Source organism: Halomonas heilongjiangensis (assembly GCF_002879645.1).
Classification (GTDB): domain Bacteria; phylum Pseudomonadota; class Gammaproteobacteria; order Pseudomonadales; family Halomonadaceae; genus Halomonas; species Halomonas heilongjiangensis.
Map to the genome: position 1 here is coordinate 15391 of NZ_PNRE01000009.1, position 25713 is coordinate 41103.

At 51.8% G+C, this 25713-nt stretch carries 22 protein-coding genes and 1 pseudogene; 19 read left to right on the forward strand and 4 right to left on the reverse strand.

Features of this window, described 5'->3' with window-relative positions:
• The first annotated feature begins 672 nt into the window (after positions 1–672).
• Positions 673–1023, forward strand: a complete 351-nt coding sequence (locus C1H66_RS22440) for a hypothetical protein (protein ID WP_146010657.1) — start codon at positions 673–675, stop codon at positions 1021–1023.
• Between the two features lie 204 nt (positions 1024–1227).
• Here the strand turns inward: C1H66_RS22440 and C1H66_RS22445 are convergent, their stop codons facing one another.
• The 3 genes from C1H66_RS22445 to C1H66_RS01305 form a co-directional block, all read right to left on the reverse strand.
• Positions 1228–1629 carry a hypothetical protein gene (locus tag C1H66_RS22445; protein WP_146010658.1) on the reverse strand — a complete coding sequence of 134 codons (402 nt, stop codon included), beginning with the start codon at positions 1627–1629 and terminating at the stop codon, positions 1228–1230.
• Between the two features lie 202 nt (positions 1630–1831).
• Positions 1832–2476 carry a hypothetical protein gene (locus C1H66_RS01300; protein ID WP_102626119.1) on the reverse strand — a complete coding sequence of 215 codons (645 nt, stop codon included), beginning with the start codon at positions 2474–2476 and terminating at the stop codon, positions 1832–1834.
• 72 nt (positions 2477–2548) lie between these two features.
• A complete protein-coding gene (locus tag C1H66_RS01305) occupies positions 2549–3031 on the reverse strand; it encodes a hypothetical protein (RefSeq protein ID WP_102626120.1) in 483 nt (160 codons plus the stop codon).
• 543 nt (positions 3032–3574) lie between these two features.
• Between C1H66_RS01305 and C1H66_RS01310 the strand changes: the two genes are divergently transcribed.
• From C1H66_RS01310 to C1H66_RS23480, 10 genes are all read left to right on the forward strand, one after another.
• Positions 3575–4252, forward strand: a complete 678-nt coding sequence (locus C1H66_RS01310) for a restriction endonuclease subunit S domain-containing protein (protein WP_102626121.1) — start codon at positions 3575–3577, stop codon at positions 4250–4252.
• A 15-nt stretch (positions 4253–4267) separates the two neighbouring features.
• A complete protein-coding gene (locus tag C1H66_RS01315; RefSeq protein ID WP_102626122.1) occupies positions 4268–5800 on the forward strand; it encodes a type I restriction-modification system subunit M in 1533 nt (510 codons plus the stop codon).
• Complete coding sequence (locus C1H66_RS01320) at positions 5790–6869, forward strand: PDDEXK nuclease domain-containing protein (RefSeq protein ID WP_102626123.1); 1080 nt, start codon at positions 5790–5792, stop codon at positions 6867–6869. The genes C1H66_RS01315 and C1H66_RS01320 overlap by 11 nt, the downstream gene beginning before the upstream one ends.
• Positions 6859–8055 carry a restriction endonuclease subunit S gene (locus C1H66_RS01325; RefSeq protein WP_102626124.1) on the forward strand — a complete coding sequence of 399 codons (1197 nt, stop codon included), beginning with the start codon at positions 6859–6861 and terminating at the stop codon, positions 8053–8055. Before C1H66_RS01320 ends, C1H66_RS01325 begins: the two co-directional genes overlap by 11 nt.
• Before the next feature lie 72 nt (positions 8056–8127).
• Positions 8128–11427, forward strand: a complete 3300-nt coding sequence (locus tag C1H66_RS01330) for a type I restriction endonuclease subunit R (RefSeq protein WP_102626125.1) — start codon at positions 8128–8130, stop codon at positions 11425–11427.
• Complete coding sequence (locus C1H66_RS01335) at positions 11424–12194, forward strand: M48 family metallopeptidase (protein ID WP_102626126.1); 771 nt, start codon at positions 11424–11426, stop codon at positions 12192–12194. The genes C1H66_RS01330 and C1H66_RS01335 overlap by 4 nt, the downstream gene beginning before the upstream one ends.
• A 387-nt stretch (positions 12195–12581) precedes the next feature.
• The gene (locus C1H66_RS01340; RefSeq protein WP_102626127.1) at positions 12582–13592 is read left to right on the forward strand and encodes a CBASS cGAMP-activated phospholipase; all 1011 of its coding nucleotides are present in this window, start codon (positions 12582–12584) and stop codon (positions 13590–13592) included.
• A 6-nt stretch (positions 13593–13598) separates the two neighbouring features.
• Positions 13599–14756, forward strand: a complete 1158-nt coding sequence (locus tag C1H66_RS22450; protein WP_146010659.1) for a CBASS cGAMP synthase — start codon at positions 13599–13601, stop codon at positions 14754–14756.
• A 7-nt stretch (positions 14757–14763) separates the two neighbouring features.
• Positions 14764–16461: a HesA/MoeB/ThiF family protein gene (locus C1H66_RS01345; protein ID WP_102626128.1), complete on the forward strand. Its 1698-nt coding sequence runs from the start codon at positions 14764–14766 to the stop codon at positions 16459–16461.
• Positions 16458–16958 (forward strand): Mov34/MPN/PAD-1 family protein, encoded by a 501-nt coding sequence (locus C1H66_RS23480; protein WP_423133060.1) that lies wholly within the window; start codon positions 16458–16460, stop codon positions 16956–16958. Before C1H66_RS01345 ends, C1H66_RS23480 begins: the two co-directional genes overlap by 4 nt.
• Positions 16959–18059: 1101 nt before the next feature.
• Here the strand turns inward: C1H66_RS23480 and C1H66_RS01355 are convergent.
• Positions 18060–18500 carry an antitoxin Xre/MbcA/ParS toxin-binding domain-containing protein gene (locus C1H66_RS01355; RefSeq protein ID WP_240618179.1) on the reverse strand — a complete coding sequence of 147 codons (441 nt, stop codon included), beginning with the start codon at positions 18498–18500 and terminating at the stop codon, positions 18060–18062.
• Positions 18501–19701: 1201 nt separating this feature from the next.
• Between C1H66_RS01355 and C1H66_RS22455 the strand changes: the two genes are divergently transcribed.
• The 8 genes and pseudogenes from C1H66_RS22455 to C1H66_RS22470 all read left to right on the forward strand — a co-directional run bounded on the left by C1H66_RS22455 (position 19702) and on the right by C1H66_RS22470 (position 25574).
• Entirely contained in the window at positions 19702–20229 is a 528-nt protein-coding gene (locus C1H66_RS22455; RefSeq protein ID WP_146010660.1) for a hypothetical protein, read from the forward strand.
• Positions 20230–20441: 212 nt separating this feature from the next.
• Positions 20442–20693: a transposase gene (locus tag C1H66_RS23485; protein WP_102626131.1), complete on the forward strand. Its 252-nt coding sequence runs from the start codon at positions 20442–20444 to the stop codon at positions 20691–20693.
• Positions 20694–20755: 62 nt separating this feature from the next.
• On the forward strand, positions 20756–21166 hold the full coding sequence (locus C1H66_RS22460; RefSeq protein ID WP_146010661.1) for a YajG family lipoprotein: 411 nt from the start codon (positions 20756–20758) through the stop codon (positions 21164–21166).
• A 169-nt stretch (positions 21167–21335) separates the two neighbouring features.
• Positions 21336–21755, forward strand: a complete 420-nt coding sequence (locus C1H66_RS22465; RefSeq protein WP_146010662.1) for a hypothetical protein — start codon at positions 21336–21338, stop codon at positions 21753–21755.
• Between the two features lie 649 nt (positions 21756–22404).
• Entirely contained in the window at positions 22405–23343 is a 939-nt protein-coding gene (locus C1H66_RS01365; RefSeq protein WP_102626132.1) for a metallophosphoesterase, read from the forward strand.
• Between the two features lie 47 nt (positions 23344–23390).
• Positions 23391–24500, forward strand: a complete 1110-nt coding sequence (locus C1H66_RS01370) for an ADP-ribosylglycohydrolase family protein (RefSeq protein ID WP_102626133.1) — start codon at positions 23391–23393, stop codon at positions 24498–24500.
• A gap of 99 nt (positions 24501–24599) precedes the next feature.
• Positions 24600–24761: pseudogene (locus C1H66_RS23490) on the forward strand (IS5/IS1182 family transposase); the annotation flags it as partial.
• Positions 24762–24953: 192 nt separating this feature from the next.
• Positions 24954–25574 carry a hypothetical protein gene (locus C1H66_RS22470; RefSeq protein ID WP_146010663.1) on the forward strand — a complete coding sequence of 207 codons (621 nt, stop codon included), beginning with the start codon at positions 24954–24956 and terminating at the stop codon, positions 25572–25574.
• Positions 25575–25713 lie beyond the last annotated feature (139 nt).

Below are 25713 nucleotides of genomic sequence, written 5' to 3' on the forward strand. Positions count from 1 at the left end.
GACCCAGATTGGGCAAAAGTTGACCCAACAAATTCACTTATATCCTGAAATCTTTGGAATCCCCCATGGATACTAGCTTTTTCGCACTCTGGTAGTGCGACACCTTCTCATGCACGCTCTCGGTGAAAGTGAATCCTGAGCCATATGCTCCCAGCTAGTGCGAACCCTCCCGACCTTCACTCTCTATGCTTGCGACCTTCTACGCATAGCGCTCTCGGCGGGAGCGACCCCTCTGCATCTTCACTTACTCGCCCTGCGCAAAACCCCGCTTGGGCTGCGTCGTTCAGATCCCTCACGGTCGCGGCTCGGTCATCGGAATTGCCAGACTCGCTGACGCTCACTGAATTCCTCGTAGCTTGTCGTCCCTTTTTATTGACACATTCTCGACTCGCTACGCTCGCTCGAACTGAGTCAACAAAAAGCTCCTAAAGCTAACCCCTCGCCATACTCCCACGGTAGTGGGAGTATGGTACCCGCTAACACCATCGCCATTCGTCATCCACCCGGTCTCGCCGCAGCTCGCCGGGGGATTCCTCTTGGCGAGGCTGACGCCCTACACTCGCTTACGCTCGGCAGACCTTTCAGCCAAAACCTTTTGTTAATTGCAAGATCATTGCCACGTGAAATTTTTGAGCGAGTGTGCAATAATGGTGTAAATAGTTGGTACTTTCTGTGAGTGAGCTGAAAATAAATTTAACGAAAGATTTAATTAGAACATCCATGGAGCTTAAAAAGCTATATGATGCTATTGGGCTGTTAAAAGAGGCGCGTATAAAGTGTGAATGTAGCTTAGATTATTGCTTCATGTTGATGCGCCGAGGGGCATTAGGTGATGATGTTGCTGTTAATGCACTTGAGTATGCTATAAAGCAAGCAGCGCTACAGGCGAGGTTGAGTATCATGGCTAGGCCACGGTGGAGAAAAAGGATAGAGGATATCCAGTGTGGTCGTGAGCGAGTAAAAACAATGAGAGTCCTCACTTATCAAGCACTGTACCCATTTGCTATGAAAGAGCTTGAGTGAAGAAAGCCAATCAGTATGTCATAAAAACTGACTCTATTTCATGTGTGGAGATAGCATTCCCTAGTCATCGTGATATAGGAGATGCATTCAGAGCCTAAAGGGTTGCATTTGAACAGAGTCGGATGCTGTGGTTATCTATAAGTGAAACTTTATAGCCATACTCCGGCTCTGTGTCATTAATTCAGAGTTCTGCCCAGCTGGGGATTATTTCTTGGCCTCCTTGTTTTCCGAGTTCAATAATATGAACTGCTGTATGGCAAGTACGACCAATTCAGCAAGCTGTTTGTTTATATCGACACTGTTTATGTCAATGCCTTTCTGTGCTAAATAGGCTAGAAGAGGTTTGGCGTAACCCTCTATCCTAATAGGGCTGTGTTGCCCCCTTTCTACAAAAGCGTATGGGGACATCCCGCTTCTTTCGATGTTTCCATCAGAGTCTGTAAGTTCTATGCTGACATAGCAACAAAATATGGTGTATCTCTTGGTTCCATGAAATGCTCTAACGCCAGCTACCAATGATGTGTTGTATTTTGCCTTCAAGGCCCTAGGGGATGGTGATAATTCATTGAGATATTGGTTAATTCTTACGGACTGTAGTTTGCTCATTTCTGTTTCCTTACTATGCGTTGGTATGGCTTTACTATAGAAGGCTAGGCAGACTTGGCAAGCTAGAATCAAAAAAAATACCTGTCATAATTATTATTGCGAAAATTAAATCAGTCCGGTGTCATCACTATCTTGGTGTAATGTGAGCCCTGTAGTTTAGCTGGTTAGTCCCAGGGCTCTTAGATATACGCGCAAGCTCGCCTTAGGCTTCGGAGCATCTGCCTGGAAAGGGGATAATCATAGCTCGAGAACTTGGCTCAAGGCTCAGGCCCAGCATGGATTTCAGATATTTTGAGCACATACGTAGGGCGTGATGGGGTTCTTCCAGAAAGGCTTCGACTGCCGAGGGATTGACAGCGAGTTTCTCGGACGCTTCTTGCACAGATGGCACTGAGCGCATATTGCTTGCATCTGCACCGGATAGATTCACAGCAGTCTCCACACTCATTTCGAGTAGGTTTTGGATGGGCTCCCCGCGACGAAGGGCCCCATCCTTTGCTGTCAGTTCAACGGCATCTTGTTCCTGTACGATCCAGCTTCCGGCCATGCGGACGCGCTGCTCCTCAGTTACCTCGTGGGGCAGCATGATCCGATCCTCGCCAATGGCATACTGAAAAGCAGGGGATGTCAGGTGAGGCCAGTTGGCTAAGCACACTCTGTTGAATGACGCTATAAACTGTGCCTTGGTGTAGCATGATAAATGCGCATGGTCGTTTTCTCGCATAGCTTCATACAAGTCCTCTGGCCCTTCTGAGAGTGACATGCGGAATTCGTCAGGATAGAGGTCATCATCTCTAGTGAAGAACGAGATAATCCGGGCGTCGAGAAGGGAGATCAGTTGTGCCATGTGGTCGCTCCTGAAGCGTGAAGATATGGGCTGCCCGAAGAGGGCGGCCTGCCGATGTCGTTGGGGTGGCGTTTACGCAGTCTGGTTCGGACTAGAACCAACCAGATAGCTTGCTAGATCGCCAATAATGAATTCGATGGCGGCGACCAACACGACAGAACGGCTGTACAGCCGCAGTCGCTTATCGGTTACAGCTTCAGGTAGTGAACCTTGAAGGTCCTCTTGCCTAGTCACGTTTTGACGCTTCATCATGCAGCGAATAGCGCTGGCATGTGCCTGATCCTGGCGACCAGAGGCAATGCGCTCAAGAATGCGGCGGACGCGACGGTACTCAATGTCGAGAGCAATCAGTTCAGATTCCTCGTCTTGCGTCAGGAGTAGTCCGCGATTGGCGTACAGCAACAGTAGAAGGCGTTCCCGCGATAAGTGCAGGTCGCTATATATCCCGAATAGGGCATCGTTCGAGGCATCCCCAGTGGAAAATTCACGGGGAATAGTCGTCGCTACAGGATGAGAGACGAGGGTGTGCTGCTCCGCTTGCTGTGACGGATGCATGAGCGATCTCCTTTGCTCGTTGTGTTGTGTAGCCTGCCAAGGCTGAACTGTCATGCCAAATGAGAAAGGCTCCTATCTTGTTGGCATGTGGCTGTTGATGGATGAGTTAATTTCTAACGATGCCAAGTCATGGAGGCATCAATGCAACGAGCGTCCCGGTGGAGATCATCCGGGAGGGCATTGTGGGTACAGCAGACCCGGCCCTGTGCTTCTAATAAAAAATTCAATAATAGGTTGCAAAGCCGAGGATCATGCTCTCGTATTAAGCAACGATAAGAACTTTACTCTACATTAGTAATGATTGCAAGAATTTTCGTTGACGTAGCGAAATTTCTCTGCTGCGTGGTTGTGACGTCAGTCGGTGATGGCTCTCGTGTAGCTACTATTCTAGCCAAAGGGCAGGGTAGTGGCGGCTGGACTGGATGAGTGCAATGGCACCGAATCCGTGCGTCATTGCCGATGATGCAGTTTCCAGCTTGCGCCATGGCGTTATCTTGGCTAGAGTCTCTGCATCATAGGCGATGACGTACACATTGGAGCCAGATGAATACCTCCAAGCCCCATCAAGCTCTCTTGAAGGCCCTGGCGGATATCAAGCCAGGCTATCCCTTCCGAGGGGCAATCAGGCACGACCCCAAGGGTGAGGTAAGCGTGGTGCAGGTACGCCATCTCGACCCGGAATACGGCTTCGGTGAGGGCTGTCAGGCAGCTTCGCTCGATCGTGTGACCTTAGAAGGCCGGCGTAAGCCGGATTATCTGCAATCCGGTGACATCCTGTTCGTCTCTCGTGGCGCGCGTTTTTTTTCCGCTGTGGTGCCTCAGGCTATCCCTGAGCACACTGTCTGCACCCCGCCCTTTTTCCTGATTCGGCTCAGCGAATCTGGGAAAGCTGTCATCACGCCGGAATTCCTCGCGTGGCAGATCAACCATCATGAAGCGCAGTCGTACCTGACCAGGCTTGGGCAGGGAACACTGCAACACAGCATCAGCAAGTCCCAGCTCAAGGGTCTGCCTGTGACCATTCCATCGCTTCATCGACAGTCCCTGGTCACCTCACTCCACCGTGCCGCGCTGGATGAGGCTGAGCAGTTAAGGGCGCTGATCGCCAATCGTGAACAGGAAATGCGCGCCCTGGGCATGGCCGTGCTCTCGGAAGCGCGGGCATCCGAACAGGCTCCCGTCCCCGCCCAGAACGACCAGGCCGCAGCTGGCCACCCCTGATTAAGGAGAACACCCATGAGCAACGACGCTACTCACAACGTGGCCATCAAGCAGGAGCGGATCAACAAGGCCGTCTGGAATGCCTGCGACACCTTCCGGGGCACCGTCGATCCCAGCATCTACAAGGACTACGTGCTGACCATGCTGTTTGTGAAGTACCTGTCGGATGTCTGGCAGGATCACTACGACCAGTACAAGGCCGAGCACGGCGACTTCCCCGCGCTGATACATGAGTTGATGCAGAACGAACGCTTCGTGCTGCCTCCAGACGCCAATTTCTACTCGATGTATGAAGCCCGTCATGAGCCGGGCAACGGCGAGCGCATCGACAAGGCCCTTCACGCCATCGAAGAGGCCAACACCGGCAAGCTGGCCGATGTCTTCCAGGACATCAGCTTCAACTCCACGAAGCTGGGCGACGAGAGACAGAAGAACGAGATCCTCAAGGCGCTGCTGGAGGACTTCGCCAAGGATGATCTGAACCTGCGGCCGAGCCGCGTAGGCAAGCTCGACATCATCGGCAACGCCTACGAGTACCTGATCAAGCAGTTTGCGGCGTCCTCGGGCAAGAAGGCGGGTGAGTTCTATACCCCGCCCGAGGTGTCCGAGTTGATTGCCGAGCTGGTGGCACCTATCGAGGGTGATGAAATCAGCGATCCTGCCTGTGGTTCCGCCTCATTGCTGCTGAAGTGTGCCAACCAGGTTCGCAATGCCTATGACGGCTCCAAGCGCTTCGCCCTGTATGGGCAGGAGGCCATTGGCAGCACCTGGGCGCTGGCCAAAATGAACATGTTCCTGCACGGCATCGACAACCACAAGATCGAGTGGGGCGATACCCTGCGCAACCCCAAGCTGCTCGATGGCGAAGGCAAGCTGATGCACTTTGACGTGGTGGTGGCCAATCCGCCGTTCTCATTGGAGAAATGGGGACATGAGGCCGCAAGCCACGATCCCTATGGCCGATTCCGGCGCGGCGTACCGCCCAAGACCAAGGGGGACTACGCCTTCATCCTCCACATGATCGAGACCCTCAAGCCGCGTACCGGGCGCATGGGCGTGGTGGTGCCGCATGGCGTGCTGTTTAGGGGTTCCAGTGAGGGCAAGATCCGCAAGGAGCTGATCGACGAGGGCTTGCTGGATGCGGTGATCGGCCTGCCGGAGAAGCTCTTCTATGGTACCGGCATCCCGGCGGCGATCCTGGTGTTCCGCAAGGACAAGATCGATAGCAAGGTGCTGTTCATTGACGCCAGCAGGGACTTCGTGGCGGGTAAGAACCAGAACCAGCTCAGCGACGAGAACGTGGCCAAGGTCGTGAGCACTTACCAAAAGCGTGAGACAGTCGACAAGTACAGCTACCTGGCCTCCCTGGAGGACATCCAGGAGAACGACTACAACCTTAACATCCCTCGCTACGTCGACACCTTCGAGGAAGAGGAAGAGATCGACCTGATGGCGGTTCGTGCAGAGCGACAGAAGCTCAAGTCACGGCTCGATGAGCTGGACCGCGAGATGGAGGGATACCTCAAGGAATTGGGCTATGTCTCGTGAGCCGGGCGGAAGCGCTCCGCGCGGGCAGGTGAGTCCTCAGCTGGTGGCGGATATCCGCCAGCTGGTCGAGACGGCGCGCCGTGAGGTGGTGCAGGCCGTCAACAGCACGATGGTGCAGACCTACTGGCACATCGGTTGCCTGATCGTCGAGGACGAACAGCGGGGAGAGGCGCGCGCGGCATACGGCAAGCGGCAGCTTCAGCAGCTTTCTCAGACGCTCACCGAGGAGTTCGGCAAGGGCTTCGACGTCACCAACCTGCGTACCATGCGACGCTTCTACCAGACGTTTCCCATTCGAGACGCAGTGCGTCTCGAATTGAGATGGACGCACTACCGCGTCCTGTTGCGGGTGGAGAGCGAGGAGGCGCGGCGCTGGTACCAACAGGAAGCCATCGAGCAAGGGTGGAGCGCACGGGCCCTGGAGCGGCAGATCAGCAAGCTCTACTACGAGCGGCTACTGAGCAGCCATGACCGGCCAGCGGTACAGCAGGAGGCGCAAGAGCGCACTCAGGAGCTGACTGGGCCTGACCCCAAGCACTACCTGCGCGACCCGTACTTGCTCGACTTTTTGAACCTGCCCGGTGAGCGCTATCTGGAAGCCGACCTCGAGCGGGGGCTGATCGACAATCTTCAGTCCTTCCTGCTGGAGCTGGGTAAGGGGTTTGCCTTTGTCGCACGGCAGCAGCGCATCAGCACCGAGGACCAAGACTTCTTCATCGACCTGGTCTTCTACAACTTTAAGCTTAAGTGCTTCCTGCTAGTCGACCTCAAGCTGGGTAAGCTCACCCATCAAGATGTGGGCCAGATGGACAGCTACGTGCGTATTTACGACCAGTACCGCAAGGAGAGCAACGACAACCCCACTATCGGCCTGATCCTTTGCAGTCAGAAAAGTGAGGCGGTGGTGAAGTACTCGGTGCTCACTGACAGCGAACAGATGTTTGCCGCCAAGTATCTGCCGTATCTGCCCTCCGAAGAGGAGCTACGGCGTGAGCTGAAGCGCGAGCGGGCGTTGGTGCAGCAGCAGATTGAACAGGGAATTGATAAGGAGATGGATAATGGTTCCTGAGGGGTGGGATAAAAAGAATCTTCAAGATATAGCCAAAGTAACCTCAGGAGGAACCCCCTCTAAAAGAAATGAGGAATATTGGGGGGGGGATATCCCTTGGGTAAGGACTACTGAGGTTCAGAATTGCATCATCAACTCAGGTGATGTTGAGGTTTTTCTCACGAAAGAAGGTGTCAAGAATTCATCCGCAAAGCTTCTTCCAGAAAAAACTATATTGCTTGCGATGATTGGTCAGGGTAAAACACGAGGCCAAGTTGCTTTGTCAAAAATTAAAATAACGACCAATCAAAACTGTGCGGCAATTATTTTGAGTGAGGGCTTTCATCCAGAATTTTACTATAATTTTCTTTTGTCTCAGTATCAGCAGATAAGAAATTTCAGCAACTCTGCTGGACAAAGTAACTTGAGTGGAGCCTTGGTGAAAAGCATCAAGGTACCTGTTCCTCCATTAGTGGAGCAGCAAAAAATCGCCCGCATCCTCTCCACATGGGATGAGGCCATCACCACCACAGAGCACCTGATTGAGGCAAGTCGGAAGCAGAAGCTCGCCCTGATGCAGCAGCTGCTGACTGGAAAGCGGCGGCTGTCAGGGTTTGAAGGAGAGTGGCTGGAGCACAAGCTTGGCGATCTATTTAATGAAAGAAATGAAAGTGGATGGACGGAGCTTCCACTTCTGGCCGTCACAGGTAGCGCAGGCGTTATTGATCGCGACGACCTGGCTCGGCGTGACACTTCTAGCGAAGATAAAGGGAAGTACAAGCGTCTATGCGTGGGTGATATAGGATATAATACCATGCGCATGTGGCAGGGCGTCTCTGGCTTGTCAGACAAGGAAGGGCTTATCAGTCCTGCCTACACGGTCATAACGCCAACCAGCAAAGTGCGAAGCCTGTTTGCAGCATATCTTTTTAAATTCCCTCGCATGATTCATGAGTTCTACAAACACTCACAGGGGCTTGTATCAGATACCTGGAACTTGAAGTACAAGTACTTTGCCGAAATCAAGGTAAAAGTGCCTGGCATAGATGAACAAAATGCCATAGCGAAGGTGCTTTCACGCGCAGATAACGAGATAGAAACTCTCCAGAATAAGCTCGATTGCCTGAAACAGGAGAAGAAAGCCCTGATGCAGCAGCTGCTTACCGGTCAGCGACGGGTCAATGTGGAAGAAGAGGCGGTCGCGTAGTCGATTCCAGCCAACCGGCAGAACGGGGTGTGGCTGCCCCGTTGGACACCACAATGCCAACAGGAGCAGGCGATGACGTCACATACGCGACTCACCCCCAATACCACGGAGCTGTACGCCTCCCATATCCCAGCACTGGCCACTCTGATCAACGCCGGCTGGGGATATCTGCCACCGTCGCAGGTTACGGAGCTGCGACGCTCCAATCGGGAGGTGGTGATCAAGCCGTTGTTGCACCGGTGGCTCCAGAAGCACCGCTTCGAGTATCGGGGAGAGTGGTACCCACTATCGGCAGACGGTATCCAGCAGGTGATCAACGCGGTGACGTCGCTGGGGCTTGGCGAAGGCTTGATGGTGGCCAATCAACGCCTGCACGATCGCCTGACACTGGGGGTGACGGTCACCGAGTTTATGCCCAGCGGTCAAAAGTATGCCGTCACCGTGCCGCTGGTCGATTGGCATGACGTCCAGGAGAACGACTTCCGGGTGACCGAAGAGTTCGAGGTGCTGTCTGTGCACGGTACTCATACGCGCCGCCCGGATGTGGTGGGCTTCCTGAACGGTATCCCTGTGGTGATCATCGAGGCCAAGCAGGCCGCCTCCGGCAATCCCAACAAGTCGATGATCGAAGAGGGCGTCAGCCAGACGCTGCGCAACCAGAAGGTCGACGAGATCCCGCTGCTGTTTGCCTATAGCCAGCTGGTGATGGCCATCAGCCTCACGGACGGCCGCTACGCCACGACCGGCACCCCGGCCAAGTTCTGGATGCGCTGGATTGAAGAGCAACTCCCTGAGCCTGAATTCGAGCGGCTCAAAAACCGCTCGCTTCCGGTGAAGACCAAGGACGCGCTGTTTACCGACAAGAAGCCCGGCGTCCGCGAGCACTTTGAAACCCTTTGGACGCAGTCGGTTCTGCCCACCGAGCAGGACCGAATGTTGGTCAGCCTCCTGCGCCCGGATCGACTGTTGAAGATGATCCGGTTCTACATCCTGTTCAGCAAGGGCACCAAGATTGTCGCGCGCTACCCGCAGTTCTTTGCCATAGAGGCATTGATCGAGCAGATCACCCAATTCGAGGCCGACGGCACGCGCAAGGGCGGTGTGGTATGGCACACCACGGGATCGGGGAAGTCGTTCACCATGGTGTTTCTCAGCCAGGCGCTCATCCTGCACGATGCCCTCAAGGCCTGTCGGATACTGGTCGTCACTGACCGAGTCGATCTGGAGAAACAGCTTTCCAACACCTTTGCAGAGGGCGGCGCCCTGGGGCTACAGGGTGTTGGTGGTGGCCAGATCGCCAACCGTGCGCGAGCCAGCAGCGGCAAGGAGCTGGCTCGGGAGATCGGCCAAGGCAACCAGCGCGTGCTGTTCACGCTGATCGACAAGTTCCGCTCGGCGGTGAAAGACCCTGCTTGCTACAACCCCAGCGAGAACTTCCTGGTCCTGGTCGACGAGGGGCATCGCGGTCACGGTGGGGAGAACCACGTTCGAATGCGCAATGCATTGCCACGTGCCTCGTTCATCGCCTTCACCGGGACACCGCTGATCAAGCGCGACAAGACCACCACGGCAGAGCGCTTTGGCCCGATCGTTCATGCCTACACCATGCGCAAGGCGGTCGAGGACGGCACCGTGACGCCCCTGCTATACGAAGAGCGGCGTCCCGAGTTGGATGTCAACGAGACCTCGATCGACGCGTGGTTCGAGAAGATCACCCAGGGGCTCTCAGATAAGCAGAAGGCCGACCTCAAGAAGAAGTATGCCAAACGCGGCGCCGTCTACGGAGCGAAGCGGCGGATCCAGCTCATCGCGTGGGACATCTCGCTGCACTTCGAGCAGCACATCAAGCAATACGACAACGGACTCAAGGCGCAGTTAGCCTGCGACAGCAAGCTCTCGGCAATCCGTTATAAGCGCGAGCTGGATGAGATCGGCAAGGTCACCTCTCGGGTAGTCATCTCATCTCCGGACACTCGAGAAGGCCATGAAGACATCGACGAGTCGACGCTGCCGGAGGTGCAAAAGTGGTGGAAAGACAACGTCCCCGGTGACCCGCAGGCATACGAGCGGAAGGCTATCGAGGATTTTGGTACTGAAGGTGAGCCTGACCTACTGATCGTCGTCGACAAGCTGCTGACAGGCTTCGACGAGCCCCGCAATGCGGTGTTGTACATCGACAAGCCGCTCAAGGGGCACAACCTGATTCAGGCCATTGCCCGCGTGAACCGTCTGCACGAGGAGAAGCCGTTCGGCCTGTTGGTCGACTACCGAGGCATCCTCAAGGAACTGGACACCGCGATTCAGGACTATCAGGACCTAGAAGACCAGACGCAGGGTGGCTATGACATAGAGGACATCGACGGCCTCTACGCCAACGTCGACACCGAGTATAAGCGCCTACCGGCATTGCACGAACGCCTTTGGAGCTTTTTCTCATCGGTTAAGAACACCGGGGACCAGGAGGCTTTCCGGCGCGTGCTGATGCCCCACTACGAGCAGGATGGGGATGGGCACGACTACGATGCCAACCAAGCGCTGCGTGAGGATTTCTACGCAGCACTGACCGAGTTCGGTATGTGCCTGAAGCTAGCCTTGTCGTCGCGGAGCTTCTTCGAGGACAAGTCGTTCTCAGAGGCGACCATCAACAGCTACAAGCGAGACCTTCGCTGGTTTGTGAAACTCCGTCAGGTCGCCAAGCAGGATGCCCAAGAGACCATCGACTACTCGGTCTATGAGAAACAAATTCGCAAGTTAGTCGATGACGACGTCACGGCGACCGACATCCAGGTGGGGGATGGCCTGTATGCCGTGGATCAGCTGGGCCAGCAACCTGAAGACGAGTGGAGCGATGAGAAGAAGCGGAACGAGGCCGATCGCATCCGTACTCGGACCAAGAAGACCATCGAGCAGGACCTGGGTAACGACCCCTATGCTCAGATGGTCTTCTCCGAGCTGCTGAAGCAGGCTATCGCCGAGGCGGATGCCCTGTTCGACTACCCCGGCAAGCAGTACGCCCTGCTTAAGGAAGTTGAGGAACAGGTGCAGCAGCGCGAGGTGCCGGGCATACCGTCAGTGCTGAAGGACAACCCGCACGCGCGGGCCTACTACGGTGTCTTCCGTCTCCAACTGGGTGACGAAGCGTTTGAGGCGATGTCGGAAGAGGAGCATCAGGATCTCGTCGACGAGGCAATTGCCATCGACAAGCTGGTTGATCAGCAGGTCGCGGAAAACACGCTCAATCCACAGGGTATTGAGTCTGGGATTCGTAAGGGGCTTTTGCCATCTCTATTCAAGCGGTTTGGCCTTGAGCAGGCCAAGGCCATCATCGACGATGTGATCCATATCGTCCGTGTGGGGCGTCAGCGCGCATGAGCGACATCCAGCACAAGCAGGAGGTGGCCCGTTACTCGGTCCGCTATGGCCAGCGTTCGCTGTCGTTCACTTGGACTCAGGTGGAATCACCGGAGCAACAAGGGAAGAAGCCACGTAAGGCGGTGATCCACGTCCACCCCAATGGTGAGGTCGAGGTGCAGACCCCGGCCGAGACGCCGCTGGCCGAGGTCAAGCAGGCGCTGCTCAAGCGCGCACGCTGGGTTACCGAGCATATGGACGAAATCCGCGAACGTCGGCGACACATCTTGTCGCGTGAGTATGTTAGCGGCGAGACCCTCTTCTATCTGGGCCGTCGTTACGTGCTGAAGCGGATAACCAGCGATACCGAGCATCACGTGAAGCTGCTTCGCGGCCAGATCCAAGTGACTGGACCTGACCTGACCCGTGAACAGGTTAAAGCCAATTTGCGAGCTTGGTATCGGCATCGAGCCCAAGAGGTCTTCCATCGACGCCTGAAGCACGTGGAAGATCGACTGCACTGGCTGGATGAGCGCCCCGACTGGCGGCTACTGGAGATGAAGACTCAGTGGGGTAGCTGTTCGCCCAAGGGTGACGTGCTGCTAAACCCGCACCTGGTGAAGGCGCCGACTGAGTGCATCGATTACGTCATCCTCCATGAGCTATGCCATTTGGAGGAGCACAATCATAGCCAGCGCTTCTATGACCTCCTCAGCTACGCCATGCCTCGCTGGGAGGTTGTGAAGAGCCGGTTGGACGGGATGTCGGAGATGCTGCTGAACGAGTAAGTAATCAGATCCCTAAGTTGAGAAAAAAGATAGAAAAATTAAAGAGATGGCTAATCTTTTCCACTTGCTACACTCATAGGTGCTCTCCATGATAGAATTAGATTTATCAAATCTCACGGAACTCACTCCAATACCATAGGTCATAGCATATGATTGGCTTAGGCCACCTGCCGGCCAGCCGCACTTACTCTATAGACAACCTTCTCAATCTACTGGATCCTGAGTCAGGTCTCAGGGAAGGACGGGATGATGTTGGGTGGGAAGCTATTTCGCACGACAATCGAAATTGATTCTAAACAAAAAGATCGTCAGAATGATCATGTAGTCGGTTGCAATTTGCCACCCTTCCTCCAATCCATGTTGGAACGATTTTTGTGAAGGAACACTATGTCTACAGAGAATGCCATCTCTCAGAAGCTCGTGCCATGGGACCCGGAGAAAGACTTTTGGATACTTTCTCTATCTGGCGGGGGTTATCGTGGGCTGTTCAGTGCTGATATTCTGGAGGAGCTTGAGCGTCTAGCTGGTGAGACGCTAGCCAACAAATTCGATCTCATTGCTGGGACCTCGGTTGGTAGCATCCTTGCATCCGCTGTGGCCAAGGAAATTCCTACTGAAGATCTACCGCCACTCTTCACTGCGCATGGCAAAGAGATTTTCGACCGGAGAAAGCTTTTTGGTGCCTTATGGGGAGGATTAGCCTCAAGATATCGTGCCAATGCGCTACGTGAACTGTTGGAGCATGAAGACCGCCTATCTTCTACGACCTTCGATGACCTGAAGCACCGCCTCATCATTCCAACGGTGAATTTGAGCAAGGGTGGCCCTCAGTATTTTAAAACTCAACACCATCCCAGGTTTTCTCAGGATGGTCGCCGCCAGGTTGTGGAGGCTGTCCTAGCCTCATCAGCTGCTCCGACCTACTTCCCTGTTCACAAGTTCGAGGACAACCGGTACGCTGATGGGGGGCTGATAGCGAACTCTCCTTTGCTGGCAGCCATTCATGAAGCTGTTTACATTTTGAAGGTGCCTCCTGAGAAAGTACATGCTATCTCAATTGGCACCATGGGAAGCCGATTGACGATAGACCCCAAAATGAAGCTTGGAGCTGGGCTGTGGCAGTGGAACATAAAACTTGTTGAAATTCCTATGGCTGCTCAGGAAGACATGCAGGATTACATGGCAGGTCATGTCATCGAAGACCGCCTTATCAAGCTTGATAGAATACAAACGAAGCAACAGTCCAAAAGGGTAGGGCTCGATAGCGTCGATCAACACGCGCAGGAGGTGCTCAGAGGTAACGCTCGCACCGTCATTCAGGAGGATCTATATAATCCACTCATCGAGAAGTGGAAGAATCACAACGCAGTCGAACCAGTTTTCTACAATCGAGGGTAACTGAAGATGGCAAATCTCAATCAGGTATTTCATAAAAAAGCAGAGCCAAAGTGTTATCTGAAACAGCTTGATCCAAGCGAGCAAGACGAAAGGGCGCTTAAGGAAGCGAAATTCAAAGTTCGTGAGGCTTTGCGTGAAGGACTTCATGTTGCGACGGAAATGAAGTTCGGGCCAGGGAAGGGCGTGCGTCCTAGGTTCTTTACGCAAGGTTCGTGGGCATACAAGACTTGCAATGCTCCTTGTCAGCCACATCAGGAAATGGATCTGGATATCGGTGTCTATCTCCCAATGGAGAACTGGGAGGATGAAGAAGTCACTCCTTCTGAAGCGGCTTATATATATTTTAAAATGGTGGAAGAGAGCTTAAAGCCATTAGCAAAACGGGAGGGATGGACGTTTGACAACAAGCCTACCTGTGTCCGGCTTAAACTGAATAACGGCATCAAGGCTCATATTGATGTTCCTCTCTATGTTGCTCCCAAGAAAGAATTTGAGCAAATCAAGGAGGAATATGAACAGCGTGCTGTGCTAAAAAGTTTGAATGTAGCCGATGCCTCAGTGGAATTCTCTGAGCAGGAGTGGTCCGATCTTAACCACATTGCCCTCGCTACGCGGGATGATGGTTGGAAGCTGTCTGATCCAAGGAGAGTGGCAAACTACTTCAAGGCTCGTTATTCCCAAGATAATGGTGCACAGTTACGCAGAATCTGCCGGTACTTGAAGGGGGCTAGAGACCATAGATTTGCAAATGGAGGTCCCTCATCCATCCTGCTGATGGTATGTGCCTCCTGGGATTGGAAAAATCAATCAGATAGAGATGATATCGCCTTACTGAATGTATTGGAGAAGCTAGGTGATCGCCTTCAAGGCGCGGTAATTGAGCCTTCCATAGATCCGGGAGAGGATCTCAACCGCATCCCATCTGATGAAAGAGCCGCTGTGAAGCAATGGGCGAATGGGTTATATCATGCTCTTAAAGGGGTTATCATGAATAGAGAACCCGATAATGCTGCAAGCGACTTGTCCTTGCTCCAAGGCTATCTGGATCATCGCATACCTGATGAAGTGTCATTGATTGTCTGGCTGCCTGACGCTCCAGAGATAATTAGTACACCGTCACGAGTACGCCCTCAGCCCCAGAATCACGAAGTCACGTCAGGATAGATGTCACATGGAAGTACAGATAGCAATAGAAAGATATTTGCTGCGCTGTGGCTTTACTGCTGATCTCAAATCCGGCTCCGAAGGGGGCCGGGTCTTCAGGGGTGTTCTTGATCGGGCAGGTATTGACCCCATCATGGTACTCATATGGATATATGATTGGTCTTTATCGAAGTATCCAGTCATTTATCTGAAAGAGGGCGAGAGGTACTACAATACTGTAAGTGCTCATATTAATTGGGATCGGAGTTTATGCTATATCGCACCAGGAGAGGTCGTGTTAAATGCATTCGCTCCTGAAAGTGCAATTGAGCTTTGCCTTGAGACTGCGTCCAGGCTAATATCACGGTTTGATGCGTGCGATCCTACTTTGTTGACTGATTATCGTGACGAGTTTAATGCGTATTGGTCTAATGATCGTAGTCGAATCTATGCCGTTGATGGGCTTGTCAAATCTCATTACCATCTCCACATTGATAATGTGAAAGAGCGTGGAGTGTGGCTAGTTTCACCAAATCGAAAGGAACACAATCATTTATATGAGTATTTTTCAAATGGGAATGAATGCTTCACGGCATTTAGTGGTGCGTTTGTTATTACTAGTGAAGAGAATTGGCCTAAGGATATAAAGCTCCCGCTTCCTGAAAACTTAAAAGAGTTTTTAGAGTGGGTGAGGATAAATAGCCCAAAAAGCCTGCTGAGTTTAGTTAGACTTTTGTCTCTTTCAATATTTTGGGAGCGGGCTTATCCCACTGTGATATTTAAGACCCAAAATCATTCTTTGGCTGCGATTTTTAAGTTGGATATGGAGTTCATTGAATCGAAAAAGTTGACCGTTGGCTCACTACATGCTCTAGGTGGTTTCAGGCTTTACGTTGATGGTAATCCTTTGGTTAAGCTCCCTATGATAAGATGTAATGTTGAGGACGCAAGTGTGGACGCTGTATATGCAAGAAACGGGAGCCCCTCCTTCCAAGGTAAAAATATTCTTGTTATTGGTGCTGGGTCAATAGGTGGTTTCTTGGTAGAATCCTTAGCCATGGTCGGGGCCGGGTTGGAAGAGGGATGTATCACAATTATTGATGAAGATTATTTGGAGATAGGGAATCTGACTCGCCATGTGCTAGGAGTTGATGATCTTAATCGCTATAAATCGGAAGCGCTTCAAGAAAAAATCGAAAGAGAAATGCCATATACAGGTATCAATGGTATCGTTGGTGATGCACAACAGAATCTCAATTTTGAGTATGACATGATTATTGACGCCACTGGGCAGGAAGCATTTTCCCGTTGGCTTAACCGAGAACATCTGTCCCACCTCATGAAGGGGGGCAATACTCCTATCCTCTATGCCTGGCTCGAAGGAGAGGGCACAGCATGGCGCACGTTGCTGGTCGACAGCCTCGATGATCATGCATGCTGGGAGTGTCTATACATCCATGGAAAGGATGGAGATCGCGCACTCAGGTTCCCGCACAGCAATGAGCCGGTGAACTATCGACATGTCGGCTGCAAAACGATTGTGCCCTATGCGGCCACAGCAGCCATGCAGGCAGCAGCCCTAGCCTGTGAGGCAGCTGTAGATTGGTACCAAGGGCAGCCATCACCACGCTTCCGGGGAGGACATCGATCAGGTAGGGTATATGAGGCTTTCTCCAATCGTGACCTAGAGAAACAGGAGGGGTGTCTAGCGTGCAGCAAGACGTGATACTCCTTCCTCAGGATGAGTGCGCAGTAGAGGCCGTCCTCATCCCAGGTGCATTGTTAGTCGCCTTGCGTAGATACCAGCAGGTTACGACTTCAGATCCTGAGTCAGGCGGTATGATTCTCGGGAGAATTCGGGATCCCTTCTTGGATGTGTCCAACGTAACGTTTCCTGCTTCTGGAGACCGAAAATCGCGACACCTTTTTGTTAGGAAAGATCGTACTCATCACGAAGCGGCTGTATACCTCTGGGAGCATTCAAATCATGAGGTAGGGTATCTAGGTGAGTGGCATACTCATCCAGAGGATCACCCCAAGCCTTCATCAACCGATCTAAAGGGGTGGATGAAGGTCATTCGGGATGGGCACAGCCCTTTCTGCCTCTTTATTATCGTAGGCAAGAAGACGTCTTATTATTGTGTTGGCTATTCATGTGAAGATAAGGTTATCACATTCTTTGAGTTTGGTATGGATGATGCGTCTGCTCAGGTGCTCAGATAGAAATTTTGTTTTCAGTTACAGGCTCATCCGGAAGGAACTCTTCGACCAGAGTTGTTTCACAAGCAGGTAATTAATCGCATGGGCCCGGCAGCTAGCTCTGTTCTGAGTTATAGAAAATTTTCATTTCCGGCAACAACACTTGCGTCATGCTAATTTCGTCATATATTTGATGCAGAAGTTCGTGGGATGACGTGTCGAAACTATCGAATGTATCAATGACGAAGAAGTTGTTGTGTTCCTTGTTAAATATAAGTCTTACTCCTCCGATGTCTAGGGTATCTCCTATATCTGCGGACATTACATCAAATGATATCAGGCTGCCGCAATAGAACAGACCCATTGAATCATGTTCAACGCAACATCTAATAAAATTGTAATCAAGTGTCTCTCCTTTGAATGTTATTGCCTCATATTTTCTAATGGTAATTTCTCTCATATCTCTGCCTATTTGAGTATTGTGAGTTTATGTCTTTTGATAGGTATGTTGTATAAATATCTTCAACTCTCTCCGATTAAGTTTTTCAGTGCTCAATAGTAATGTCAAAGAAATTTATGAATTGAATTTTTCAATGGTTTTATAGCGTGTATAATGATTGCATGGTAATAGCGTCGCAGCAGTATTTATTTTTTGGGATATTAAACTCTCGAAAGCAAGATGCATAAGCAGGCCATGTGCGAGGACGTGGCTTTTCTGTCAGCGGCCGACTGTCAGGTAGATACCATCACACCTCAGACAGTAGGTGACCCCAGATTTAAAAAGGCGACCGACAAAAGCTGTGACGGTAGCAACGACCACGACTATTCCTGTACCGATGGCTAGCGGCCTCCAGAAACACGTCCCTGAGTCGCACGTTGGCAACGATCCTTGCCATCTCCAGTTATAATTGCTCGATCATTGCTTGGTTGCTCAGCTGAGACCAATTCAGTCATTCCGTTCCTGGTCGTTTCGGATCTGGTGGTCTTTGTCCTTGCATTCCCACAAGGCTTTACCCCTCTTTATGCACTCAACCCATTCGATGTCCATTGATGGACAAGCTGGGAGAAGGGTGGTCATCACGTGGCGAGCTACTCAGTAAGGGACAAAGGAGGAGTTCACGCTTCTCACGAGAACTCGCCGTATTCAATCTTCCCCAACACATCACGAATCCAGTCACGACCACAAAAAGTATCGAGGAGGTCGACTGGCTTGGCCCCCGACAACGCTGGCACTTGGCACCGCAGCCACTCATGGGCCACCTTGCTATCACCAAATACGAGGATGGCATAGTTAAGGACACGAAGTGCATCGAGGATCCCTTCGCTCTGAGAGCGGCTCAGAGCTTCGCGTTTGTAGAAGCGATGTAAGTTCCCTGGCGTAGTCTCGAGCAGTCTGACGAACATCTCTCGATCTCCATCGAAGGCCCCAATGGCTTCGACCAGCACCTGGCCGGGGATACCCTTCCTCACTTGTTTGATGAACGCGACGCTGTCCGTGAAGACCTCTTTTGGCAGGCTCAGCTCTGCCAGTAAGCCAGGATCAACGGCTTCGTTGCGATCGTACACTTGACTCAAGTCGTCACCTCTTCCCATTCCAATACTCTCACCAAAAACTCTACATCAAAACTATAATCTGTGCACTGAAATAATGCAGGGTGTAAATGATACTATAATTACTTGATGTCATCTGGCTCGGGATAGCTATCCAACGATAGTCTTTCCGAGATGAGCGTTATGGGTGTTATCTTTTGATGGTGACATCTCGACATACGCTATCTGTGGCTGGTCATGATCAACCATGTGATCTGTGACATGGAGAAGTGAAACCTCCCCAATGCAGACGACGGCGACCCTCGCACCATGAGGCCATCCTCCAGCCCGGTAGGACTGGATAGCCAAGAAATCCACGGCTATTTCACGCTACTACTTCCATTCCCATGCACACCTTAGCCCTCACAGACGAGGCAGTACAGGATAATTCCTTTGTAATCAAATGCATGGAATAGACATGGTCCGCGTGATGCCCCCCACTGATCACACCTTTTCCTGCCTTGTTACCCTAAATTTGACTATGCAAAGCTCAGGATTCTTGTCTAGGCTCCATTGTAATGGTATGTATCAGAATGTATCGATACCGTTCCTATATGGCAACGGTTGTCATTCGCAGATGACCAAAATTGCGGAGTCAGTCGTGACATCGCCTGGCGGTAGCGTGGCGGCAGGGAAAGTCAGTGGGGGGATCCGTGAGCTTGAGGCCATGTGCTGAACCTTTATACAGCGAGCTTAGGCCTCTGACAAAAGGCAATAGTGATGTGTCTCGCCGGGGCAGGACTCGGATACACGGAACTTCATCCCCATCATGGAGCACGTACATCTACCAGGATCGACGGCGCGGCCTCCGTGACACGGCGCCTCCTAGAGTAGGCATGGACGCCATGACCAGCCAGGAGACAAAAACTTAAAGGAGATGCGAGGTCCTTTGTAGCCTTAGGCAACGGGCGACAGCGCACCCCATAGAGCTATCAAAAGGACCAGCTCAAAGAAATACATAAGATCAGATATTTATACATTGATTGCCAACCCATCTCAAACGCATGGATCCGGATCATGTAGGGAATCAAGGCTACCTTAAATACCCATGCATCCAGCCTTTTTGAGGACTGACTGACCTTTATCGACCACGATGTTAGATCAAATCGCTTTTACCCTGATGCTGGCAAGGGATATAAGACCAACAACACTCCATCGATTCAAGCAGGGGAATGACATGAAAGAATTAAAATCTATCCTTATCTTCTCTATCATCATCCTGGCGGGATGTGCGACGGATTACGGAAAGCAAGACAGTTCGTCAGTGGCTAGTGCGGTAGAGATTTTGAGTTCTGACTTTGATAAAGGTACGACCTATGTAGGCCCCAAGATCCTTAATAGTCATCTTTTAAGCTCTGAGAGCATTCGCCTAGCACGAAAAATCGGATCGGGTGAGGGCAGCTCAGAAACCATCCTCGTAGTCGATTTTATGAACACAGGAGGCGGGTGGGACTTCTATCAAAGTGTAAGCTTCCTGGGTGGTGATCTGAAGGAACTCTACGATGTTCATCGGAAAGTTCTCGGTTGCACTTCAGCAGCATGCACGCATCTTGAAGAAACCATTCTGATCCTACCCCATGGATATATTGAATCGAAAGCCAGCAGTGGTTTTGATATTAGGTACAATTCAAGGAACTCTGGAGGGAAAGTTATCAGCATCCCAGCGAACTATATACAAGGTTTCCTTGCGGCGGTCCCTGATTGACATTTTGTGTGGTCCCCGCACATGCGGGGCCTTGCATTTTCGATAAATAAATAAGGTAGTTACCCGGTTTTGCCGGAGGACTTCTCGAGGTTTGACCGTGTGATGCGGTCAAAGGGAATCTCCAGTCTCGACCTAGAGGAGGGATGTTCCCAATGAGAGAGTGCCAGAGTCTTTCCCATACAACATGGAATTACAGGTAGCATGTTGTTTTTATATCAAAAAAGAGAAAGAAATTGATTCTCGAAGGGATAAGCAAGCACCTTGGGGAAGTGTTCCATAAGCTAGCAAGGAAGAAGGAGTGCCAGATCGTGGAAAGCCAACTGATGCACGGTTATGTCCACATGTGCATCAGCATTCCACCAAAGCATTCTTTGTCACACGTGGTTGGCTACATCATGGGAAAAAGCGCGATGAAGTTAGCCGGAGTATTATGGGTAGGACGAAGAACTTTCAGGCGAGTTTAATGAGGCCTGCATGGTCAAGCGAAGAGCTGCTTCGTCTATGTTTAACTACTGGGGTAATAACAATGAAAGCAATTCAGTTTCTGCCTATTGCAGCAGTATTGTTAGCAGGCTGCGCGACTTCTCCATTACCATCAGAAATGGCCAGTCCGGTGCCCAAAGCCCGTCTAGTCGCTTTCCAAGATGCTAACCATGGTGCGTCACGACTTGTGATCACTAGGGATAAAGGAGTTACCGGTTCCGGATGTAGAACTAATACGTTTATAAATGGTGTTCATGCTGCTGAGATCGGAGCCGCCGAAAGCGCTAGCTTCTTTCTCCCTCCGGGCCGTCATTTTATTGGGATAAACACACGTGGTATTTGCTCAAGTGGGATGAAGGAAGCCGAAATAAGTCTGGTGGAAGATGAGGAAGTGCGCTACCGAATTTCAATTGACAATACTGGCAGTCTTCATCTTTCACCCACCGCTTTCTAAGGGGAATTGAGGTGTTTTCAACGTGTAGATAGTTTAAGCTGTAATGGATGCTTGCGTTCTCCTTGGTACTGGGAATATCAGGCTTTTTAGGATATAGATTTGCTTCTGTTCTATGGCCTCAATCTTGAAGCTATCTGCATTAATAAAATTAAAGATTGGAGGTGTGTTGATGAACGCCAAAAATGTACTGGTTTCAGCTTTTTTCATCAGTTTGCTTGGTTGTGCCACTACCCCGGTTCCCACTGATTCAGCACGTGAAGTTTCAAGCACGAAGATCATTAATTCTACCTTTCTGGAGTATAAAGATGGCCTTGGTCAAGTAATAATAAAAAGAGACAAAGGCTTGTCTGCTTCGGCATGCAATTCTCGAGTTTATGCAAATGGCAGCCCTGTTGCAGACATCGCACCAGGTGAAAAGGTTACCTTTTATTTGCCAGAGGGTCAGCAGATGCTTGCTGCTAAGTCAGCGGGTATCTGTATTGGAGGACTGGTGGAAACTGTGGCGCTTGTGCACCGAACCACTCCCGCTGTATTTCGCATCAGTTACGGAAGTAGCGGCGAGTTTTCTATCCATCCAACAGCATTTTAAAAGACCATCGAATTTTCCATGTGGGGGCTAGGTTCAGGAGATTGCGATCTGATATAGCATTGCACAGTTTAAAAATTATGATAGCAGGTATCATATGAAAACAAAGTTCTTTTTTAAACCGGTAACTTTAGGCCTGTTAAGCGCGTTTGTCTTAGTTGGTTGTGCCGAGTCAGCGGAACTTCAAGATTATTCGGAATATACCGCAAGGTGCCATGATAACGTACAAGCTTCAGCAATGTACCAAGCTGAGGTGTTAAGCACTTCAGTAGAGAGAGTTAATAAGCAAGGAGGCCCATATAAGGATAGCCCTTACAAACGTATACAAGTGAGCGGAAGGGCTAAGCTCCAGAATGGCTTTGGTGCTTGGAGCAACTATAGATACAAATGCGTAATGGTTACGGAATGGTCGAGTGACGTCGTGCTTTTGGAGGGTTATCGATAATAAATAACGTTTAAGTGCCGGCGCATCAATGAGCTTCGGCAACGTACGCGCTTACTAGTAACTACTACGAGTCAGGGTCGTTTTTTTCATTCGCATTAAAGCGATGAATCCATTTGGGTAGTGTATGAGTGCTGCTGCGGTTTGTGCGGTGTGTTTTCGCTGGAGCATGTTATGATCGAAACTTAATTCCACGTTCAAGAAGTCTATATGTACGATCTCATCGGCGACATCCACGGCTACGCTACGTCCCTCAAACATCTATTGGAAAAGCTCGGCTACAAGGAGAAGCGTGGTGTTTGGTCTCATCCTGAGCGTAAGGTGATCTTTCTCGGTGACTTCGTCGATCGCGGACCCGAGCAGGTGGAGACCGTCCGTATGGCCCGGTCCATGGTCGAAGCCGGCCAAGCCCTTGCCGTCATGGGCAACCACGAGTTCAACGCCGTGGTCTGGGCCACCGAGGACCCTGATCATCCAGGCGGCTATCTACGGGCCCACAACGAAAGGAATCATCGTCAGCACCAGGCCTATCTAGAGCAGGTGGGGGAGGGCAGTGCGCTGCACCAGTCACATATTGCCTGGTTCAAGACCCTGCCGCTCTATTACGACCTCGAAGGCCTACGCGTCATTCATGCGTGCTGGCACCGACCGTCACTGGCTGTCCTGTCCGACTACCTGGACGATCGGCAGTGCATTCGTGCGAATGCCTGGCCGTCCCTGGCTCGCGAGGACACAGCTGCCTTCGATGCCCTTGAAACCGTGCTCAAGGGGTTGGAGATACCCTTACCCAGCGGGGCGGAGTTCGCTGACAAGGACGGCAATGTGCGACGTCATGTCCGCGCCCGCTGGTGGGAGCTGGAGAGGTTCACCTACCGAGACTTGGCGATGGTGCCCGCCGAGGCCATCGAAGCGATGCCTCATGTTCCCATTCCCGACGATGTGTTGCCCGGCTACGAGGCCGACAAGCCGCTATTCGTCGGCCATTACTGGCTCACTGGAACACCCGAGCCATTGACCCCCCACATCGCCTGCCTGGATTACAGCATTGCTGCCGGCCACATCGGGGGTGGCGGAAACGGCAAGCTGTGTGCCTATCGCTGGGACGGCGAAACCGAGTTGGGTGCCGATAAATTCGTGTGGGTCGAATGAATCACTTCCCGCGAGGCGGTGTAGGCGGGTCAACAAGGAGTCGCGTCATGAATGGCACCCTCACCATTGAGGAACGATTTACCGGCTGCCTGTTGGGCGGCGCCGTGGGCGATGCGTTGGGAGCGCCCGTGGAATTCCTCTCCCGCCGGCAGATCCTCGATCGGTTCGGGGCGAAGGGGATCAGCGAGTATGCCCCGTCTTATGGCGGCCTGGGTTGGATCACCGACGACACCCAGATGACCCTGTTCACCGCCGAAGGCCTGCTGCGCAGCTGGGTGCGGAGTACCATACGGGGTATCACGCACTATCCCAGCATCATTTGCCATGCCTATATGCGCTGGCTGCTCACCCAGGGCGAAAAGCCTGCCCCGGAGATGCGACAGCTCATGGCAGATAGCATCGAACAATCCTCCGGCTGGTTGTTCCAGCAGCGGGCGCTGCATGATCGCCGTGCGCCCGGCAATACCTGCCTGAGTGCGCTGCGGTCCGTGAAGGGGCTGGGAGATATTGCCAAGAACGACAGCAAGGGCTGTGGCGGGGTGATGCGTGTGGCGCCCATCGGCCTGTTCGGCCACCGGGCCGGCCACCACCAGGAGGTCTTTGAACTTGGATGTGATGCCGCCGCGATCACCCATGGGCATCCCACCGGTCAGCTTCCGGCGGGCGTCCTGGCGCTGATGATCAACCTGATGGCCGCAGGGCAAACAATTCGACAGGCCCTGGAGGTCGCCAAGGAATGCCTCGAGGCGCGCGACGATAGGGACGACACCCACCGGGCCATCGAGCTGGCCGAAAAGCTGGCGGCCACCGATACCCCGCACCATGCAGCCATCGCGCAGCTGGGTCAGGGCTGGGTGGCCGAGGAAGCGCTGGCGATCTCGATCTATTGTGCGCTGGTGGCCAAGGATTTTCGCCATGGTGTGATGTTGGCCGTCAATCACGATGGCGATTCGGATTCCACCGGTGCGATCACCGGCAATCTGTTGGGCGTTCTCCACGGTGCGAAGGCCATTCCCGATGAATGGCTGGAGCCCCTTGAGCTGCGTGAGGTGATAACCGAGCTAGCTAAGGATCTGGCGAGCTTCCAGCGCTGGGATATCGGTGAGTACGGAGGGACGGACAACGACCGAGTGTGGGAGAAGTATCCAGGCTACTGATGGACTCGAATATATAACGATTTGTCCTTCCATCAAAAGGACTTTCCAGATTCGTCAGTGTCTGAGTTGAACCATCATGAATTAGCTGGACTGGGTGGGCACCCGTTTCATGTCATCAAGACCCCCTTCGGCTACCGGAAGGTTCGCTACAAAGGGCTGGCCAAGAACTAGGCGCAGCTGTTCACCCAGTTCGCCCTCGGCAATCTGGTGCTGGCGGGACGGTGCCCAGAACCCGCTGACGCGTTGAGTGTGCCGCGCTGAACGCTTCAGCCGCTCAGAGACGAATTGAGCAGCGGTTCCTTAGGCAGGATTGATCAGCGATACACTTTGGTGGATCGGCGCGCACTATGACAGACTGACCAGAAGTTTCATGGCCATAGTATACCTTGCTTGAAAAGATCGCTGTCGCAGTGCTGCAATTTCGGAAAAGCCAAAACTAGGGGAGGCTGAGCTATGAGTATTGGGAATGATGTAATACTTGAGAAAATAAAGCGCATCATTGAGTCGAAAGTACCGGGTGCGCAGGTTAAAGAGATTGCTGATAATGGCTACCTTGACATTAGTGTTGTTGTGCAAGGTGTTTCTCCCCGAAATCAGTATTTGATGGTTGCGCGTTCAATATATGAGGCCGATGTGCAAGGAAAACACTATGATGCTAAGATAAAATGCTTTGAAAGCCATGATCATTGGGTGAAAAGCAAAGTGCAAGAAATTATCACCGAGGCTATAAAGCCGGTTGTAGCTGCTTGCGGACGATTTAATACGGATGTTGAAGTTCTCTTGAGCGGTTCTCACCTCGAGATAGTTGTTACAAACTGGGGCATTAGGGAGGGGGCAGTATCCAATAGCATTCACAAGAGAATAAATGGGGTTGTTGACGGAATAAAAAAGTTGTCAAATGTTAGCTATGTCTCAGTGAGAACATCAAATGGTCATCCTCATTTCCCTCAGCACTTGGTTTATGGTGATGACGATATTTGTGACGATTTTACCGTGAACCCAAACTGGCCTAGTAAGACCGGAAACCCATCTGGCAAGGGACGAGGTAACAATCCACCAGGGCGTGGAAGGTGATGGTGAATTTTATGTACCTTCTGATATTTTTAGTTTATGATTAACTGGATTCCAACAACCTCAATCACTTTAATGATTGCATGATTATCAATATTTCCGTATTTATTTTAAACATTTTGCCCCAACAAATTAATCGCTC

Coding starts and splice junctions, on each gene's coding strand:
- C1H66_RS22470 (WP_146010663.1), top strand. CDS start 24,954: ATGAGTATTGGGAATGATGTAATACTTGAGAAAATAAAGCGCATCATT.
- C1H66_RS01330 (WP_102626125.1), top strand. CDS start 8,128: ATGACGTCACATACGCGACTCACCCCCAATACCACGGAGCTGTACGCC.
- C1H66_RS01305 (WP_102626120.1), bottom strand. CDS start 3,031: ATGCATCCGTCACAGCAAGCGGAGCAGCACACCCTCGTCTCTCATCCT.
- C1H66_RS01320 (WP_102626123.1), top strand. CDS start 5,790: ATGTCTCGTGAGCCGGGCGGAAGCGCTCCGCGCGGGCAGGTGAGTCCT.
- C1H66_RS01370 (WP_102626133.1), top strand. CDS start 23,391: ATGAATGGCACCCTCACCATTGAGGAACGATTTACCGGCTGCCTGTTG.
- C1H66_RS22460 (WP_146010661.1), top strand. CDS start 20,756: ATGAAAGCAATTCAGTTTCTGCCTATTGCAGCAGTATTGTTAGCAGGC.
- C1H66_RS22465 (WP_146010662.1), top strand. CDS start 21,336: ATGAACGCCAAAAATGTACTGGTTTCAGCTTTTTTCATCAGTTTGCTT.
- C1H66_RS01345 (WP_102626128.1), top strand. CDS start 14,764: ATGGAAGTACAGATAGCAATAGAAAGATATTTGCTGCGCTGTGGCTTT.
- C1H66_RS22455 (WP_146010660.1), top strand. CDS start 19,702: ATGAAAGAATTAAAATCTATCCTTATCTTCTCTATCATCATCCTGGCG.
- C1H66_RS01335 (WP_102626126.1), top strand. CDS start 11,424: ATGAGCGACATCCAGCACAAGCAGGAGGTGGCCCGTTACTCGGTCCGC.
- C1H66_RS22445 (WP_146010658.1), bottom strand. CDS start 1,629: ATGAGCAAACTACAGTCCGTAAGAATTAACCAATATCTCAATGAATTA.
- C1H66_RS22450 (WP_146010659.1), top strand. CDS start 13,599: ATGGCAAATCTCAATCAGGTATTTCATAAAAAAGCAGAGCCAAAGTGT.
- C1H66_RS01340 (WP_102626127.1), top strand. CDS start 12,582: ATGTCTACAGAGAATGCCATCTCTCAGAAGCTCGTGCCATGGGACCCG.
- C1H66_RS01310 (WP_102626121.1), top strand. CDS start 3,575: ATGAATACCTCCAAGCCCCATCAAGCTCTCTTGAAGGCCCTGGCGGAT.
- C1H66_RS01315 (WP_102626122.1), top strand. CDS start 4,268: ATGAGCAACGACGCTACTCACAACGTGGCCATCAAGCAGGAGCGGATC.
- C1H66_RS01365 (WP_102626132.1), top strand. CDS start 22,405: ATGTACGATCTCATCGGCGACATCCACGGCTACGCTACGTCCCTCAAA.
- C1H66_RS01325 (WP_102626124.1), top strand. CDS start 6,859: ATGGTTCCTGAGGGGTGGGATAAAAAGAATCTTCAAGATATAGCCAAA.
- C1H66_RS01300 (WP_102626119.1), bottom strand. CDS start 2,476: ATGGCACAACTGATCTCCCTTCTCGACGCCCGGATTATCTCGTTCTTC.